General features: G+C 68.5%; 15 protein-coding genes. 10 read left to right on the forward strand and 5 right to left on the reverse strand.

Going from position 1 to position 15710, the window contains the following annotated elements; all coding sequences use genetic code 11:
- Positions 1-794 precede the first annotated feature (794 nt).
- Entirely contained in the window at positions 795-1856 is a 1062-nt protein-coding gene (locus UUA_RS03625) for a tellurite resistance/C4-dicarboxylate transporter family protein (protein WP_008434343.1), read from the reverse strand.
- A 254-nt stretch (positions 1857-2110) separates the two neighbouring features.
- On the opposite strand from UUA_RS03625, the gene UUA_RS03630 reads away from it, so the two are divergent.
- Both UUA_RS03630 and UUA_RS03635 read left to right on the forward strand, forming a co-directional pair.
- Complete coding sequence (locus tag UUA_RS03630) at positions 2111-2638, forward strand: RNA polymerase sigma factor (protein ID WP_008434345.1); 528 nt, start codon at positions 2111-2113, stop codon at positions 2636-2638.
- A gap of 2 nt (positions 2639-2640) precedes the next feature.
- Complete coding sequence (locus UUA_RS03635; protein ID WP_039953501.1) at positions 2641-3306, forward strand: hypothetical protein; 666 nt, start codon at positions 2641-2643, stop codon at positions 3304-3306.
- Between the two features lie 63 nt (positions 3307-3369).
- On the opposite strand, the gene UUA_RS03640 is transcribed toward UUA_RS03635, so the two are convergent.
- Both UUA_RS03640 and trxA read right to left on the reverse strand, forming a co-directional pair.
- Positions 3370-3822 carry a DUF4442 domain-containing protein gene (locus UUA_RS03640; protein ID WP_008434350.1) on the reverse strand — a complete coding sequence of 151 codons (453 nt, stop codon included), beginning with the start codon at positions 3820-3822 and terminating at the stop codon, positions 3370-3372.
- A 167-nt stretch (positions 3823-3989) separates the two neighbouring features.
- A complete protein-coding gene (gene trxA, locus UUA_RS03645) occupies positions 3990-4856 on the reverse strand; it encodes a thioredoxin (protein ID WP_008434351.1) in 867 nt (288 codons plus the stop codon).
- 139 nt (positions 4857-4995) lie between these two features.
- On the opposite strand from trxA, the gene UUA_RS03650 reads away from it, so the two are divergent.
- The 8 genes from UUA_RS03650 (at position 4996) to nadD (ending at position 13752) form a co-directional block, all read left to right on the forward strand.
- Positions 4996-5613, forward strand: a complete 618-nt coding sequence (locus UUA_RS03650; RefSeq protein WP_008434353.1) for a paraquat-inducible protein A — start codon at positions 4996-4998, stop codon at positions 5611-5613.
- On the forward strand, positions 5610-6263 hold the full coding sequence (locus UUA_RS03655; protein ID WP_008434355.1) for a paraquat-inducible protein A: 654 nt from the start codon (positions 5610-5612) through the stop codon (positions 6261-6263). Before UUA_RS03650 ends, UUA_RS03655 begins: the two co-directional genes overlap by 4 nt.
- A complete protein-coding gene (locus UUA_RS03660) occupies positions 6256-7956 on the forward strand; it encodes a PqiB family protein (RefSeq protein ID WP_008434357.1) in 1701 nt (566 codons plus the stop codon). Before UUA_RS03655 ends, UUA_RS03660 begins: the two co-directional genes overlap by 8 nt.
- Positions 7953-8579: a PqiC family protein gene (locus UUA_RS03665; protein ID WP_039953502.1), complete on the forward strand. Its 627-nt coding sequence runs from the start codon at positions 7953-7955 to the stop codon at positions 8577-8579. The genes UUA_RS03660 and UUA_RS03665 overlap by 4 nt, the downstream gene beginning before the upstream one ends.
- A 92-nt stretch (positions 8580-8671) precedes the next feature.
- Complete coding sequence (gene leuS, locus UUA_RS03670; RefSeq protein ID WP_008434360.1) at positions 8672-11437, forward strand: leucine--tRNA ligase; 2766 nt, start codon at positions 8672-8674, stop codon at positions 11435-11437.
- Positions 11438-11442: 5 nt separating this feature from the next.
- Positions 11443-11991 (forward strand): LPS-assembly lipoprotein LptE, encoded by a 549-nt coding sequence (locus UUA_RS03675; protein WP_008434362.1) that lies wholly within the window; start codon positions 11443-11445, stop codon positions 11989-11991.
- Positions 11991-13001, forward strand: a complete 1011-nt coding sequence (gene holA / locus UUA_RS03680) for a DNA polymerase III subunit delta (protein ID WP_008434367.1) — start codon at positions 11991-11993, stop codon at positions 12999-13001. The genes UUA_RS03675 and holA overlap by 1 nt, the downstream gene beginning before the upstream one ends.
- Before the next feature lie 94 nt (positions 13002-13095).
- Positions 13096-13752: a nicotinate-nucleotide adenylyltransferase gene (gene nadD / locus UUA_RS03685; protein WP_008434369.1), complete on the forward strand. Its 657-nt coding sequence runs from the start codon at positions 13096-13098 to the stop codon at positions 13750-13752.
- Between the two features lie 69 nt (positions 13753-13821).
- On the opposite strand, the gene UUA_RS03690 is transcribed toward nadD, so the two are convergent.
- Entirely contained in the window at positions 13822-15387 is a 1566-nt protein-coding gene (locus tag UUA_RS03690; protein ID WP_008434371.1) for a PepSY-associated TM helix domain-containing protein, read from the reverse strand.
- A gap of 10 nt (positions 15388-15397) precedes the next feature.
- Positions 15398-15710, reverse strand: a 313-nt coding sequence (locus UUA_RS03695; RefSeq protein WP_238532989.1) for a hypothetical protein, incomplete at its 5' end; no start/stop codon positions are given.

The raw sequence follows: 15710 nt of genomic DNA on the forward strand, positions 1-15710 counted from the left end.
CGCTCTTGCTGCCGAACGCTTAGTAGACCCCAGATCGGGGCATATGCAACCGATGTTCAGCTTTCGGCTGTCCCTGGTCAAGCGGAGAAATCCTACGAGCGGACAAGGGGTTGCCGGATGGCGGCTGGGGTGTGCGGGGGCGATGCTGTCGTTGCATATCTCACGGATCGAGGTGCTATGTCTTATCCCCCACAATCCGTGGTGATAAAAGTCGTTATTTTGGCTTGTTTGCAGGGTTTGACGGCGGCGGGCGTTCAGCCAAGCCGAAGCAGTTTTCGCACCACCGGGACAGTCCGGATGAGAGTGCACATTCGATCGGCAGCTCATGGCCGATAGCGAACATTCGCGTCACGCAAAGTTTCCGTCCATTGCCAGGAGCCTCCGCTTTCGGGTTCCCTGCTCTCGCAACCGCAACGCGGTTGCGCACCGAGTGCGGGCCAGGCGAGGGCATGGATGCCCGAGTTGAGGCAACGCAGGAGCAGTTGCCCGATGGCCCGCTGCGCGGGCAGGATGCCCGCTCGAAAAGCCCGGCCCCAGCTCACGAACTAGCCGGGCAGGCGACGGCATGGATGCCGGAGTTGAGGCAACGCAGGGAGCGGTTGCCCGAGGCCCGACAAGCGCCAGGCGGGGGTGCTCTTTATCTCTATGGGTACTTTCTCTTTGAGCACGCAAAGAGAAAGTAACCCGGCTGACATAGGCAGACGAAAGCTCTTGCTCTGGCAGCTTTGCCCTGGATGCCGGAACGGCGAGGGCATCGCGCCTGAAGTCGTTCCCGCAAAATGCGGGTTGCATCGTCACTGCGGCGGATGCCTCCGCCCACCAACGCGAAAGCCGCGATACCCGCGCAGCAGCGCCCCGCCAGCCACCAGTGCCCACACCAGCAGGCTGACGTAGACGCCGACAGCCGGAATCACCCGCAGGAAATCCAGTTGCAGCGCCTGCGCCAGCGCGTAGGTGCCCACCGTGTACATGCCGATCGGGAACACGATGTCCCAGTCGTCCGTTTCATAGCGCAGCGGCACGTGGCGCCGGCCGTGGCGCCAGATTTCCAGCAGCACCAGCAACGGAATCCACCACGTCGCGGTGGCCCAGAAGAACAGGGTGAAGCCCTTCACGAACGGCAGCAGCGCGGCCAGCGCGCCGTTCGCCGGGGTGTGGATCACCAGCAGGCTGCCGGCCAGCGTGGTCACTGCCAGCGCGCCCATGTCGATCCAGTACGGCGGCGTGAATTCGCGCGCACGCAGCGGGAAGAACACCATGCGATAGACGACCAGGGTGATGATCAGCAGGTACAGCGCGGCGCCGAGCAGGTACAGGCACAGCGCGCCGAACAGCGCGCCGGTGTGCGCCGCGGGCTGGTCGGCGGCGAGCAGGGTCAGCAGCGCGGCCAGCGCCTGGGTGGCCACCACCGCCACCAGCCAGCCGCCGTGGATGCTGCGGGTGAAGCCAGGCTTGATCCGCGCGGTGATCGCGGCGGCGAGGAACAGGTAGGTCAGCACCGTCCATGCCAGCGCGCCGAGCGCCGCCAGCGCGCCCGCCACCCGTGGCCAGTGCACCACCAGCAGGCACTGGCTGCCCAGCACGCAGGTGGCGGCGGCGAAGGTGAGGAAGCCGGCGCCGCGGCCGGGGTGGGTAAAGTCGGCCACCAGCTCGCGGCGGAAGCGCGTCAGGCGCAGCAGGCTCAGCGCGAGCAGCCAGGCGAAGGCGAGCAGGTTGAACGCGAACAGCGCCCGCGCCACCCACGGCAGGCCGTGCTGGCTGGTGTCGATGGAGACGATGCCAGTGGCCATCACCATCGCGAAGCTGCCCGGAGCGAGATGCCGCGCGCGTTGCAGCAGGGTGTCGGCCAGGGTCATGAACGGCGTCCGCAGGCACGTTGCGGGGATTATGCGGATGGCTGGTGTGGGGGAGGGGTCAAGGGACGCGGCGCTTTGCTCCCTCCCCTGCTGGCAGGGAGGGTCGGGGTGGGATGCTCTCGCCTTGCACGGAGCTACCCCCTCCTAGCCTCCCCCTGCAAGCAGGGGGAGGGACAAGGCGTCGCTGCCGGGCGCTGTGATTTTTTCCGCGTCCGTGCGAATCATGTTGGTAACGAGGGGAACGCGGACGGCACATGGGCGGCAAGGCGGACCAGCAACATTTCGAGGCGCTGTGGCGGGAGCACCGGGGCATCGTGCTCAAGGTGGCCAGCGTGTACGCGTACGGCGCCGAAGAGCGCGACGACCTGGTGCAGGAGATCGGCGCGCAGCTGTGGCGCTCGTTCGACGGCTACGACGGGCGTCGCGCGAAGTTTTCCACCTGGCTGTACCGCATCGCGCTGAACGTGGCGATCTCGCAGTCGCGGCGCCGGCGGAGCGCGCCGGAGCAGCGCTTCGAGCCGCTGCAGATGCACCACCTGGAAACCATCGGCGGCGGCGAGGGGATCGCAGAAGCCGACGAGCGGCTGGTGGAGCTGTACGCCTTCGTCGGCACGCTCGATCCGCTCAACCGCGCGCTGATCCTGCTGTACCTGGAGGATCGCAGTTACACCGAAATCGCCGAGGTGCTCGGCATCAGCGAAACCAACGTGGCGACCAAGCTCGGTCGCATCAGGCAGAAATGGCGCGGTCAGATGACCGCCGCGGCCGCCACCGGAGCATGAGCATGGAACTGGATGAGATGAAACTCGCCTGGCAGGCATTGGGGCAGCAGCTGGAGCGGCAAAACATGCTGAACCTGGAGCTGCTGCGCCAGAAGCATGCCTCGCGCCTGCGCCACCATCTGCGGCCGCTGGTGTGGGGGCAATCGCTGCAGATCGTCTTTGGCGTGGCGGCGATGTTGTGGGGCATCGCGTTCTGGAGCACGCATCAGGATGTGTGGCAGGCGATGGCCTGCGGCATCGCGATGCAGGTTTTCGGCACGTTGGCCTTGGTCTTTCCGACCCGCCTGCTTGCCATGCAGCAAGGTATCGACTACGCGGCGCCGGTGCTGGACATCCAGCACCGCCTGGCACGGATGCGCGCATGGCGGGTGAAGGTGGAGGCGCCGGTGTTCGTGGTACTGGGCAGCGTGATCTGGATACCCGCGATGCTGATGTTGTTCCAGTACGACTTCGACCGCGTGGGCGCGCCGCAATGGTGGGGCCGGATGCCTGGATTGCCGCTCTGGATGCTGCTGTGCGGAGTGGTTTCGCTGGGCTTCGTCGGCCTGGTCTACGGAGTGTTGCGCTGGCTGGGCCATCGCCGCTGGCTGGAAGACAACCTCGCCGGCAGCGCGATCCGCAAGGCTGAAACCGCGCTGGACGAGATCGTGCGGTTCGAGCGGGAGTGAGGCCTGCTTGTCAAAACCCGTTACCTCAGCCCTTCCTCAGGCAAGCTTGGGGGAGAGGGAGTTTCAGCGGGCCTTCGGTTTCAGCCGTACGTAGAGTTGCTTGCGCACGACGGCGATGACCTTGCCGGAGGCGGTGGTCACCTTGGTCTCGAACCAGCGCAGGACTTTTTTGCCGCCGGCTGCGGCGGTGCGCAGCTCGTCAACCACGCTGGCTTCGAGTTTGAAATGCGCGTAGACGTCCTCGTAACCGGGCGCCACGAAGTCGATGGCGCCGGCCTTGTCCCACACGTAGTAGTCGCCGCCAAGCCGGTGCATCGCCAGCAGCATCCAGAACGGATCGACCATGGCGAACAGGCTGCCGCCGAACTGGCTCTTCACGTAGTTGCGGTTCCACGGCCGCAAGCGCAGCGCCACCTTCGCCTCGGTGTAGTCGTCGCTGATCGACAGCACGCGGATGCCGCTGAACAGATAGGGCGGCCACAGGTTGAGCAGGCGGCGGAGGGTGGCGGCGCGCATGCGGGGCTGGTCCGGGTGGGGAAGGGGCGATCATACCCGAGCGTACGCGGCAGTATGGGGTGCGCTTTCCCGTAGGGCGGGCACTGCCCGCCGCTTTTCGAGTTGCCGGAAACCGGAAGCCGGCGGGCGGTGCCCGCCCTACGCCGCGCCGCGTTCCGGAGGACGGCTCAGAACAGCAGCGAAGCCATCCGCCGCCGGTAGCGGCCGACCAGGTCGGCGTCGTCCAGCGTGGCGAAGGCGGCGAGCAGGCGCTTCTTCGCCTGGCCGTCGTTCCAGTCGCGGGCTTTTTGCAGGATGACCAGGAACTGTTCCAGCCCGGCTTCGACGTCGCCCTGCAGCAGCAGCTGCACGCCGAGCTGGTCGCGGGCGGCCCAGTCGGCGGGGTCGGTCTGCACGCGCTGCTGCAGCTCGGCGATGGCCGGCGCGTCCTTCGCCGCGCGGGCCAGCTCCAGTTCGTTGCGCAGGCGCACGGCCCGGGCGTCGGTGGCGAGGTTGGCCGGCAGCGCGGCCAGCTCGGTTTCGGCGGCGGCGACGTTGCCGGCGTGCATCAGGGCCAGCGCCAGGTCGAGTTTCAGTTCGGGCCGGTTCGGCTCGCTGGCGATCGCCTGCTGCAGACGGTTGATCGCCTGCTCGGGGGCTTCCTGCACGGGAGCGGCTTCGGCGACCGGTTCGGACGCTTCCAGCGGCTGCAGGTGGCGCGACAGGAATTCGCGCAGCTGGCCTTCGGGCAGCGCGCCGGTGAAGCCGTCGAGCACCTGGCCGTCCTTCACCAGTACCACGGTGGGGATGCTGCGGATGCCGAACATGCCGGCCAGTTCCTGCTGGGCGTCCACGTCCACCTTGCCCAGCCGGAACGCGCCGTTGTATTCGGTGGCGAGTTTTTCCAGCATCGGCCCGAGCGTCTTGCACGGGCCGCACCAGGTGGCCCAGAAGTCCACCAGCACCGGCGTGGTCATCGAGGCCTGCAGCACGTCGGCCTCGAAGGTCTGCTGGTCGACGTCGAATACGTGGGAAACGGGGGCGGCGTCGGTCACGGGAAACTCCAGCTCGGCGGGTGCCGGTTCAGATCGGGGCGCCGCCCAGCATATCAAGCGGTCGCGTGCGGTTCAGCGGCGCCACGCCAGATTTGCGAGAATTCGCGCATCGTCACTGCCGGGACAAGGTACCGGTTGCATGGGCACGAGCTCACCTGAAGCGCTGCTGATCTGCGAGCACTGCGACACGGTCTACCGCCGTCGTCCGCTGGCGCGCGGCGAGGTGGCCACGTGCGCCCGCTGCGGCGCCGAGCTGGAGCGCCACCACGCGATGAGCACGAATGCGATGCTGGCACTGATCCTCACCTCGATGATCGTGTTCGTGCAGGCGAACATGTGGCCGATCGTGACGCTGGGCTTGAGCGGGCAGCACAGCTCCACCACGCTGTGGGGCGTGATCATCGCGATGTGGCAGGAGCAGGCCAAGGTGGTTTCGGTGCTGGTGGCCGCCACGCTGTTTTTCTTCCCGCTGATGAAGATGCTGCTGCTGGGCTGGCTGCTGTGGTTCGGCAAGGCGGGGCGGCGCGCGCCGGGCTTCGTGCCGCTGATGGTGGCGCTGCACCGGCTGGGGCCGTGGACGATGAGCGAGGTGTTCGTGCTGGGCGCGCTGGTAGCGATCGTCAAGGCGCACACCTATTTCGACGTGACGGCGGACCCGGGCATCTACGCCTATGCGGCGCTGACCCTGCTGATCACCATCTTCGCCGGGGTGGACCTGCGCCAGCTGTGGGACGACCTGCCGGAGCGCACCGCATGAGCGCCCTGCCGCGCGCCGTCGACCTCGGCCTGATCGCCTGCACCACGTGCGGGTTGGTGTGCCGCAACGTGCCCGGCCACCCGCAGCTGGACGGCGACGGCATCGACGACGCCATGGCCTGCCCGCGCTGCGGCAGCACGCTGCGCCGGCGCAAGCCGGACAGCTACGCGCGCACCTGGGCGCTGCTGATCGCCGCGTTCCTCATGTACATCCCGGCCAACGTGCTGCCGATCATGCGCACCGCCAGCCTCAACGACATCGACGACAACACCATCATCAGCGGCGTGGTGGAGCTGTGGGTGAAGGGCTCGCCGGACCTGGCGGTGATCGTGTTCACCGCCAGCATCGTGGTGCCGATGCTGAAGTTCCTCGCGCTGGGCACCTTGCTGGTCACCGCACGGCGCGGCAGCAGCTGGGCGCTGGTGCAACGTGCAAGACTCTACCGGCTGGTCGAGCTGATCGGCTATTGGTCGATGCTGGACGTGTTCGTGGTGGCGCTGCTGACCGCGCTGGTGCGCTTCAGCGTGCTGAGCCTGGTGGAACCGCTGCCCGGCGTGATCTTCTTCGGCCTGACCGTGGTGCTGACCATGCTGGCCTCGATGAGTTTCGACCCCCGCCTGATCTGGGATGGCAAGGATACCGATGACTGACGACAAGCCCATCGAAGCGGGCCCCCCGGATAACGCCGAACTGCCGCAGCCGGTGGTGAAGCATCGCCGTTTCAACGCCTCGCTGATCTGGCTGGTGCCGGCGCTGGCCGCGCTGGTCGGCCTGTCGCTGGTGGTCAGCAACTGGCTGCAGGCCGGCCCGCAGATCACCATCAGCTTCCAGAGCGCCGAGGGCCTGGACGCCGGCAAGACCCCGGTGAAGTACAAGAACGTGGTGATCGGGCGGGTCAACAAGATCCGCCTCAGTAGCGACCGCAGCCACGTGCTGGTCAACGTGGCGCTGGAGAAGAGCGCCGAGGGCTTCGCCACCAAGGACACGCGCTACTGGGTGGTGCGCCCGCGGATCGGGCTGGGCGGCGTGTCCGGCATCGACACCCTGCTGTCGGGCGCCTTCATCGGCGCCGACGTGGGCGATTCGACCGACTATGAGGACGAATTCAAGGGGCTGGAGCTGCCGCCGCCGGTGAACCACGGCGCGCCGGGGCGCAGCTTCGTCCTGCACAGCGACGACCTCGGCTCGCTCGACATCGGCTCGCCGGTGTACTACCGGCGCATCCAGGTCGGCCGGGTGGCCTCCTACCAGCTGGACCAGGACGGCAAGGGTGTTTCGCTGCACATCTTCGTCGACGGCCCCAACGACAAGTTCGTCACCCGCTCCTCGCGCTTCTGGAACGCCAGCGGCGTGGACGTGTCGATCGGCGCGAACGGGTTGAAGCTCAACACGCAGTCGCTGGCCACCGTACTGGCCGGCGGCGTGGCGTTCCAGGACCCGCCCGGGCCGCACGACAGCACGCCGGCGCCGGAGGACAACGCGTACACGCTGTTCGGCGACCAGACCACGGCGATGGCGCCGCCGGATGGCACGCCACGCTACATCCGCATGCGCTTCGAGCAGTCGGTGCGCGGGCTGGCGGTGGACGCGCCGGTGGAGTTCCTTGGCCTCAACATCGGCAAGGTGGTGTCGGTGCGGCTGGACTACGACGAGCAGAAGCAGCGCTTTCCGGTGGTGGTCGGCGCGGTGATCTATCCGCAGCGCCTGGGCGCTGCCTACGACAAGCTGGAGGCGCTGGCCAAGGCGCATGGGGAGAACCCCGACCTGTCGCAGCTGATGGGCCATCTGGTTGAACACGGCCTGCGCGCGCAGGCGCGCACCGGCAACCTGCTCACCGGCCAGCTGTACGTGGCGCTGGATTTCATCCCGAAGACGCCGAAGGTGGCGTTCGACCCGGCCGCGAAACCGCTGACCATCCCGACCGTGACGGGCAGCTTCGACAAGCTGCAGGAGCAGATGGCCGGGATCGTCGACAAGCTCGACAAGGTGCCGTTCGACAGCATCGGGCAGAACCTGGACCAGACCCTGGTGGGGCTCAACCGCACGCTGAAGCAGGTCAACGGCCAGACCCTGCCGGCGCTCAGCGACACCCTGCATGGCGTGCAGCGGACCATGGGCACGGCGAACGAGACGCTGGCCGGCGATTCGCCGCTGCAGCAGAACCTGGGCGCCACGCTGGAGCAGCTGCAACGCATGGCGCGCTCGCTGCGCGTGCTGACCGATTACCTGGGCGGCCATCCGGAGGCGCTGGTCCGCGGCCGTCAAGCGGACCCGAAGCCGGCCGAGCCGCAACCCGTCACCACGCCCGCGGCGCTGTCGCCGGCGCAAGGGAGCAAGCCATGATGCGTAGCGCAAGACATTTGCCGGGCGTGGCGGCAGCCCTGCTGCTGGCAGCCTGCGCCTCGGCGCCGCTGCATTACTACACGCTCGTGGCGCCGGCGGACGAGTCCGCCGGCAGCCTGGTGGCGCCGGTCGCGGCCGCGCCAGCGCTGCCGTTCGACCTGCTGCCGGTGGGCGTGCCGGCACAGGTCGACCAGCCGCAACTGGTGGTGCGCGAGGGCGGGCAGGGGGTGGCCCTGCTCGCCGGCGAGCGCTGGATCGCCCCACTCGGCGACGAGGTGCGCAGCGCGCTGTCCGCCGATCTGGCGCGCGAGCTGCACAGCGCAGACGTCAGCGGTCTGCCCGGCAACGACAGGCCGCTGCTGCGGATCAAGCTGGACCTGCGCCGGTTCGATTCCGTGCCCGGCAGCTACGCCCTGGTCGAGGCCGCCTGGAGCGTGCGCCTGCTGCATGGCGAGCGGGCCGCCACGCTGGCCTGCACCAGCCGGGTCAGCGAGACGGTGGGGCCGGGCTACGCCGCGCTGGTGCAGGGCCACCAGCGCGCGATCGCCCGGCTGGCGGCGCAGATCGCCGGCGTGGCGCGCACGCTCGGTGGCGGTCGGGCCGCGGTCTGCCCGAGCGGCTGAAGGCCCGCCAGCTTGGCGCCCGGCCTGCGCTGGGCTAGTCTGATCAGTTCACTCCGCCGACCCATGTCGGCCCGCACCACGGCAACGGAACCATGCAGGACATTCAAACCCCGACCACCTCCGATCAGGATGAAGCTGCCTATCGCCCGCAGGCGGTGGAAGCCGCCGCGCAGCGCTACTGGAATGCGCAGCGTGCCTACGAGGTGAAGGAGGACGCGTCGCGACCGAAGTTCTATTGCCTCTCCATGCTGCCGTACCCGTCCGGCGCGCTGCACATGGGCCACGTGCGCAACTACACCATCGGCGACGTGATCAGCCGCTACCAGCGCATGCAGGGCAAAAATGTGCTGCAGCCGATGGGCTGGGACGCGTTCGGCCTGCCGGCGGAGAACGCCGCGATCAAGAACGCCACCGCGCCGGCGAAGTGGACTTACGCCAATATCGAGCACATGCGTAGCCAGCTGAAATCGCTGGGCTACGCGATCGACTGGAGCCGCGAGTTCGCCACCTGCCGGCCGGAGTACTACCGCTGGGAACAGCTGATGTTCACCCGGCTGCTGAAGAAGGGCCTGGCGTACCGCAAGAACGCGGTGGTGAACTGGGACCCGGTCGACCAGACCGTGCTGGCCAACGAGCAGGTGGTCGACGGCCGCGGCTGGCGCTCCGGCGCGGTGGTCGAGAAGCGCGAGATCCCGCAGTGGTTCCTGAAGATCACCGACTACGCGCAGGAGCTGCTGGACGGCCTGGACACGCTGCCGGGCTGGCCCGACGCGGTGAAGACCATGCAGCGCAACTGGCTGGGCCGCAGCGAGGGCCTGGAGATCCACTTCGCGGTGGAAGGCGAGGCCGTGCCGCTGACCGTGTTCACCACCCGCCCCGACACCCTGATGGGCGTCACCTTCGTCTCCATCGCCGGCGAGCATCCGCTGGCGCACAAGGCGGCGCAAGGCAACCGGCAGCTGGCCGCGTTCCTCGACGAGCTGAAGCACGGCGGCGTCTCCGAAGCTGAGCTCGAGACCCAGGACAAGCGCGGCATGGCCACGGGTCTGTACGCGATCCACCCGGTCAGCGGCGAACGCGTGCCGGTGTGGGTGGCCAACTTCGTGCTGATGGGCTACGGCACTGGCGCGGTGATGGCGGTGCCCGGCCATGACGAGCGCGACTTTGCGTTCGCGCACAAGTACGGCCTGCCGATCAAACAGGTAATTGCCGCCGGCGACGAGAGTTACGACGCGGCGACCTGGCAGGACTGGTATTCGGACAAGACCCGCGCCGACATGCGTGTGGTGAACTCCGGCGCGATGGACGGCAAGGACCACCGCGCCGCGTTCGACTACATCGCCGGCGTGCTCGAGGCCGACGGCAAGGGCCAGCGCCGCGTCAACTGGCGCCTGCGCGACTGGGGTGTCAGCCGCCAGCGCTACTGGGGCTGCCCGATCCCGGTGATCTATTGCGCCAAGTGCGAGGCGGTGCCGGTACCGGAAGACCAGTTGCCGGTGGTGCTGCCCGAAGACGTGGCGTTTTCCGGCGTGCAGTCGCCGATCAAGGCCGATCCCGAGTGGCGCAAGACCACCTGCCCGCAGTGCGGTGGCCCGGCCGAGCGCGAAACCGACACCTTCGACACTTTCATGGAGTCGAGCTGGTACTACGCGCGCTACACCAGCCCCGGCGCGAATGCGCAGATCGACGAACGCGCGAACTACTGGCTGCCGGTGGACCAGTACATCGGCGGCATCGAACACGCGATCATGCACCTGCTGTACTTCCGCTTCTATCACAAGCTGCTGCGCGACGCCGGCATGGTGCATTCGGACGAGCCGGCGCGGAACCTGCTGTGTCAGGGCATGGTGATCGCGCCGTCTTTTTACATTGAAGCGGAAGATGGAAAAAAAGAATGGATAAAACCATCTGACGTGAGAACACAAGTTCACGGCGACGGAAGCAAGACTTATTGGCTGCCGAATGGAGCTTTGAATTTGGAGGGGGATCTGGTCGCGGGTAAAGGTGAGCTAACCCATACCGGAGTTTTTGCGAACGTACTTAATTGGGTCCCAAGTCAGAATCAGATGGGGCAGAAAGGCATCTTCCTGTTTGCCGGTAGAGAAGTTTTTGCAGGCGGCACCGAGAAGATGTCGAAGTCGAAGAACAACGGCATCGACCCGCAGACCATGGTGGACAAGTACGGCGCCGACACCGTGCGCCTGTTCTCGATGTTCGCCGCGCCGCCGGAGCAGTCGCTGGAATGGAGCGAGGCCGGCGTCGAAGGCATGGCGCGCTTCCTCAAGCGGCTGTGGCGCGAGGTGACCACGCACGCGGCGGGTCCGGACCATGCAGTGACCGATCCCTCCGCGCTGGATGCGGGCCAGAAGGCGCTGCGCCGCCAGTTGCACGAGACGATCCAGAAGGTCAGTGACGACTTCGGTCGGCGGCACGCGTTCAACACCGCGATCGCCGCGCTGATGGAACTGCTGAATGCGCTGGGCCGGTTCAACGACCAGAGCGAGCAGGGCCGCGCCGTGCGCCACGAGGCGCTGGAGGCGATGGTGCTGCTGCTCAACCCCGTCGTGCCGCACGTCAGCCACGCGCTGTGGCAGGTGCTGGGCCACGCCGAGACCGTGCTGGAGGATCAGCCGTGGCCGCAGGTCGACGCCGCCGCGCTGGTGCGCGACACGCTGACCCTGGCGGTGCAGGTCAACGGCAAGTTGCGCGCTACCATCGAGGTCGCCGCCAACGCCTCGAAGGACGAGGCCGAAGCGCTGGCCCGCGCGCAGCCGCAGGTGGCGCACTTCCTGGAAGGCGTGACGGTGCGCAAGGTCATCGTGGTACCCGGCAAGATCGTCAACATCGTCGCAGGATGAAACCCATGAGCTTCATGAAGGCGCACCGCCTGTTCCAGGTCTCGCTGCTGCTGGCCGCAACGCTCGTACTGGGCGGCTGCGGCTTCCACCTGCGCGAGAACGCCACCCTGCCGTCCCGGATGCAGCGGGTGCACCTTGCCGTCAACGGCGGCGGCGAGTTCGAGCGCCACCTGGCTCGCGCGCTGCAGACCTCCGGCGCCACCATCGAGGATGCCAGCGGTCCGGGCATTGCCGAACTGCGCGTGCCGGTGGCGGCCTTCAGCACCGAGACGCTGAGTGCCGGCGGCTACGTGCGTGTCACCGAATATGCGGTGCACTACCAGGTGCAGTTCGACGTGCTCGGCGCCGATGGGCAGCTGCTGGTGCCGCAGCAGCGCATCGACATGTCGCGCAACTACAGCTACGACGCTGGCAACACCGTCGGCAACGCCTCGCAGGTGGAGGAGATCCAGCGCAGCCTCAACGACGACATGGTGCAGGCGATCCTGTTCCGCCTGCAGGCCGCCGGCCAGCACGAACTGGTCGCCCCGGCCAGCGCCGCCAGCGTGCACTGATGCCGCTCAGCTCCGGCCAATGGCAGAAGGCGCTGGCCGCGGAGCAGCTGCAGCCGGTCTACCTGCTCGCCGGCGATCAACTGCTGGTGCTGGAAGCCGCCGATGCGCTGCGCGCCCAGGCGCGCAAGCTGGGCTACAGCGAGCGTGAAGTGCTCGAGGTGGGCCAGCATTTCGACTGGAACGACCTGGCCCGCGCCGCCGCCGGCATGTCGCTATTCGCCACCCGCCGGCTGATCGACCTGCGCCTGCCTACTGGCCGCCCCGGCGTCGACGGCGCCAAGGCGATCACCGCGTTCTGCGCCGATCCGCCGCCGGATGTCACCTTGCTGGTCACCGCGATGGAATGGAGCAGCAAGCACGACGGTGCCTGGAGCAAGAAGCTCGACGCCAGCGGCGCGATGGTGGTGTTCAATTCGCCGCGGCCGGACCAGTGGGGCTCGTGGCTCGGCGCGCGGCTCGCTTCGCGGGGACTGTCCGCCACGCCTGATGCCGTCGCGCTGCTGGCCGAGCGCGTCGAGGGCAACCTGCTGGCCGCGGCACAGGAGGTCGACAAGCTTGCCGTGCTGCATGGCGAAGGCCGCGTCGACGCCGCCGAGATGGAGAACCTGGTCGCCGACAGCGCCCGCTACGACGTGTTCAAGCTGACCGACGCCGCCTTTGCCGGCGACGGCGCGCGCGCGCTGCGCATCCTCGCCGGGCTGCGCTCCGAGGGCGACGAACTGCTGGCGCTGATGGGCTGGCTGGTCAACCAGCTGCAGCTGGCGCTGCGCCTGGCCAATGCGGCGGACTTCGCTGCGCAGGCCAAGGCCGAGCACCTGTGGGACAGCCGCGCGCAGCAGTTCCGCCAGGCCCTGCGCCGCGCGCCGCGCGAGCACTGGCTGCAGTGCCTGGCGCGCGCCTCGCGCATCGATCGCATGGTCAAGGGCCGCGAACAGGGCAACCCGTGGCAGGAAGCCGAACGGCTGATCGCCGCGATCGCCGAACCGCGTGCCGCCCGGGCGCTCGCGTGACATTCCATCGCCCCGTCGGGACATGCTCCCTCCCCTGCGACCGAAGGACGTCCCTTTGGGGCCTGCAGGGGAGGGCCGGGGAGGGGTAAGGCTCTTGCCGCAGACATCCACCAGGCCTCTCGCCATCTTCGGCGGCACCTTCGACCCGGTGCACCTGGGCCACCTCAGTGTGGCATGGGAAGCCGCCGAGCTGCTCGATGCCGAGGTGCGCCTGCTGCCGGCCAGCGTGCCGCCGCACCGCGCGCCGCCGATCGCTTCGGCGGCGCAGCGCGTGGCGATCCTGCGTGCCGCGCTGCAGGGCCAGTCGCGGCTCACGCTCGACACGCGCGAACTGGATCGCGCCGGCCCGTCGTACACCGTCGACACCCTGCACGAGCTGCGCGTGGAGCAGGGCGAGCGCCCGCTGGTGCTGCTGCTCGGCGCCGATGCGTTTGCCGGCCTTGCCAGCTGGCATCGCTGGCGCGAGCTGTTCGGCGCGGCGCATCTCGGCGTGCTGAGCCGGCCGGGGGTTTCCGCGGTCCTGCCGGACGAGCTGGAGCGCGAAGTGGCCGGCCGGCGCGTCGCCGGCGCTTCCGCGTTGCGCGCGTTGCCGGCGGGCAGGGTCATCGAGCTGGCGGTGACCCCGCTGGAAATCTCCGCCACGCGCATCCGCGAGCTGCTCGCCGCCGGCCGCGATCCACGCTACCTGCTGCCGGCGGGGTTGTTCGATAATCCCGCCCTGTTGGCGCCCTATCGCACCCCTGCCGTGTAGGAGCCCGCTGGCGGGCGATGCTCTTCGCTCCGGAAATCCAGGGCAAAAGCATCGCCCGCCAGCGGGCTCCTACGGCTGAGGGGCGGAAATGGCCCACACGCTGTTCGTCGCCCCGTCCCGGCCGCGCCGGGAGGTGGCGCGCGCCAGCGCGGCAAATCCGGCGGCCAGCGCCAGCGCGCCAAGGTCGATGGCCAGCAGCGCGCCATGCCCGGCCGCGGCGCTGCGCCAGAACCACCAGCCAGCGGCGAGGCCGTGCGCCAGTGGCACCAGCGCGGTGACGATCGCAGCCAGCCACAGCAGTTCCCGCGCCGCGCGCAGCGGTGCGCGCCACGACGCCCACAGCACGCACAGCGCCCAGCTGCCGAAGCAGACCCAGCGTTCGCCCGCCGCCGCGTTCCAGCCCAGCCACGGCAGCAGCTGTGCCGCCACGAAGGCGGCCGAGACGGCCACGCACACGCCGAGGCAGATGCCCACGGTAGCGCGGGCCATCACCAGCGAGGAGCGGCCCTGTTCCGCTTGCCGCCGCTTGCGCCGCGACTCGATCCACAGCAGGTTGCCGGAATAGAACAGGAACGCGCCGCCCAGCCCGAGCAGGAAGTACAGCCACTGCACCGCGACATTGCCGTAGTCGCCGAAGTGCAGCGCGTACACCGCGGCCAGGGTGGCGTGGTTGGCGTCACGCGCGCCGGGCAACTGGGTGGCCAGCACGCTGCCGTCGACGGCAGCGAGCGCCACCGCGCCGCTGCCCAGTCCATGCGACGAACGGCCGGTGACCTCGACCACCGCACGCGCATCGCCGGCATGCGCCAGCTTGAGGTAACCCGGCTCGAAATCGGCGACGCCGTGTTCGCGCGCGACTTCGATCGAGCGCGCATGCCAGCTCGCCAGCGGCGACAGGGGCCCGGCGACATCGGCTTTCTGCACAATCGGCGCGGTGTCCATCGCCGCGGGCGACGCGGCCATCAGCTTGCCGTCGTAGATCAGCGGGTTCAGCACCAGCATCAGCACGAACAGCAGGCACAGCAATGCGCCGGTAACCGCGAACATGATGTGGAACGGCAGGCTGAGCACGCCGATCACGTTGTGCGCGTCCTGCCAGAAGCGCTTGAGGTTGCGCCCGGGGCGCAGCGCGAACAGGTCCTTGGCCAACCGCGGCAGGTGGATCACGAAGCCGGACACCAGGGCGACGCCGTACAGCAGGCTGACCAGTCCCATCAGCCAGGTACCGACGAGCGGAAGCCCCAAGGTGTAGTGCAGTTCGTTGATGAGTTCGGGCAGGCTGGCGCCCGGTGGTGTCGGGCTGCCGGCCAGGTGATCCGGCGTGGCGAATTGCCAGGTGCCGTGTGCGTCCAGCCAGTACGCGGTGGGCTGCGCCAGTTCGTAGCCTGGGAAAGTCATGCCCAGGTGTTCGCGCGCTTCCGGGTGGCGCGCCAGCACACCGTCGAGCAGGCGCTGCGTGTCGTCGAGCGTGGGGGCGGCGTCGACGGCCTGCGGCGTCGACCACTGCTGCAGGCCATGATGGAAAACCGTGATCGCCCCGGCGTAGAACGCCACGAACAGCGCGAAGCCGGCAACCATGCCCATCCATGAGTGCAGCGTGGTGAAGGTGCGCAGGGTGGCGGGTTTCAGTTTCATGCGGACGATCTCAACGGACCCAGCCGGACAGCTGCAACAGCCACAACAGGCCCAGCACGGACAACGCCAGCGCGCTCAGCCAGCCCCAGGCGCGGGCGCCGCTGGAAAACCGGAACGCGCTGCAGACCACGCCGATCCACAGCGGGAAGAAGACGGTCAGCCCGACCAGCATGGTCGACTCCCACGAGCCAGGCAGCAGCCAGCTGACCAGCCCGACCAGCGCGGCAGCGAGAAGGAAACCCGGCACGACGCCGGCGCTGGCGCGCGTCCACATCAGCGTGACTCCTGCCGATCGACGCTGCCGTAGGAGCCTGCTGGCGGGC

The organism is Rhodanobacter thiooxydans LCS2, assembly GCF_000264375.1.
Classification (GTDB): domain Bacteria; phylum Pseudomonadota; class Gammaproteobacteria; order Xanthomonadales; family Rhodanobacteraceae; genus Rhodanobacter; species Rhodanobacter thiooxydans.

What these genes read in the sequence shown, in the direction of transcription:
- UUA_RS03675 (WP_008434362.1), top strand. Translation starts at nt 11,443, where the DNA reads ATGAGCTTCATGAAGGCGCACCGCCTGTTCCAGGTCTCGCTGCTGCTG.
- UUA_RS03630 (WP_008434345.1), top strand. Translation starts at nt 2,111, where the DNA reads ATGGGCGGCAAGGCGGACCAGCAACATTTCGAGGCGCTGTGGCGGGAG.
- UUA_RS03690 (WP_008434371.1), bottom strand. Translation starts at nt 15,387, where the DNA reads ATGAAACTGAAACCCGCCACCCTGCGCACCTTCACCACGCTGCACTCA.
- UUA_RS03660 (WP_008434357.1), top strand. Translation starts at nt 6,256, where the DNA reads ATGACTGACGACAAGCCCATCGAAGCGGGCCCCCCGGATAACGCCGAA.
- UUA_RS03640 (WP_008434350.1), bottom strand. Translation starts at nt 3,822, where the DNA reads ATGCGCGCCGCCACCCTCCGCCGCCTGCTCAACCTGTGGCCGCCCTAT.
- holA (WP_008434367.1), top strand. Translation starts at nt 11,991, where the DNA reads ATGCCGCTCAGCTCCGGCCAATGGCAGAAGGCGCTGGCCGCGGAGCAG.
- leuS (WP_008434360.1), top strand. Translation starts at nt 8,672, where the DNA reads ATGCAGGACATTCAAACCCCGACCACCTCCGATCAGGATGAAGCTGCC.
- UUA_RS03635 (WP_039953501.1), top strand. Translation starts at nt 2,641, where the DNA reads ATGGAACTGGATGAGATGAAACTCGCCTGGCAGGCATTGGGGCAGCAG.
- UUA_RS03625 (WP_008434343.1), bottom strand. Translation starts at nt 1,856, where the DNA reads ATGACCCTGGCCGACACCCTGCTGCAACGCGCGCGGCATCTCGCTCCG.
- UUA_RS03650 (WP_008434353.1), top strand. Translation starts at nt 4,996, where the DNA reads ATGGGCACGAGCTCACCTGAAGCGCTGCTGATCTGCGAGCACTGCGAC.
- UUA_RS03665 (WP_039953502.1), top strand. Translation starts at nt 7,953, where the DNA reads ATGATGCGTAGCGCAAGACATTTGCCGGGCGTGGCGGCAGCCCTGCTG.
- UUA_RS03655 (WP_008434355.1), top strand. Translation starts at nt 5,610, where the DNA reads ATGAGCGCCCTGCCGCGCGCCGTCGACCTCGGCCTGATCGCCTGCACC.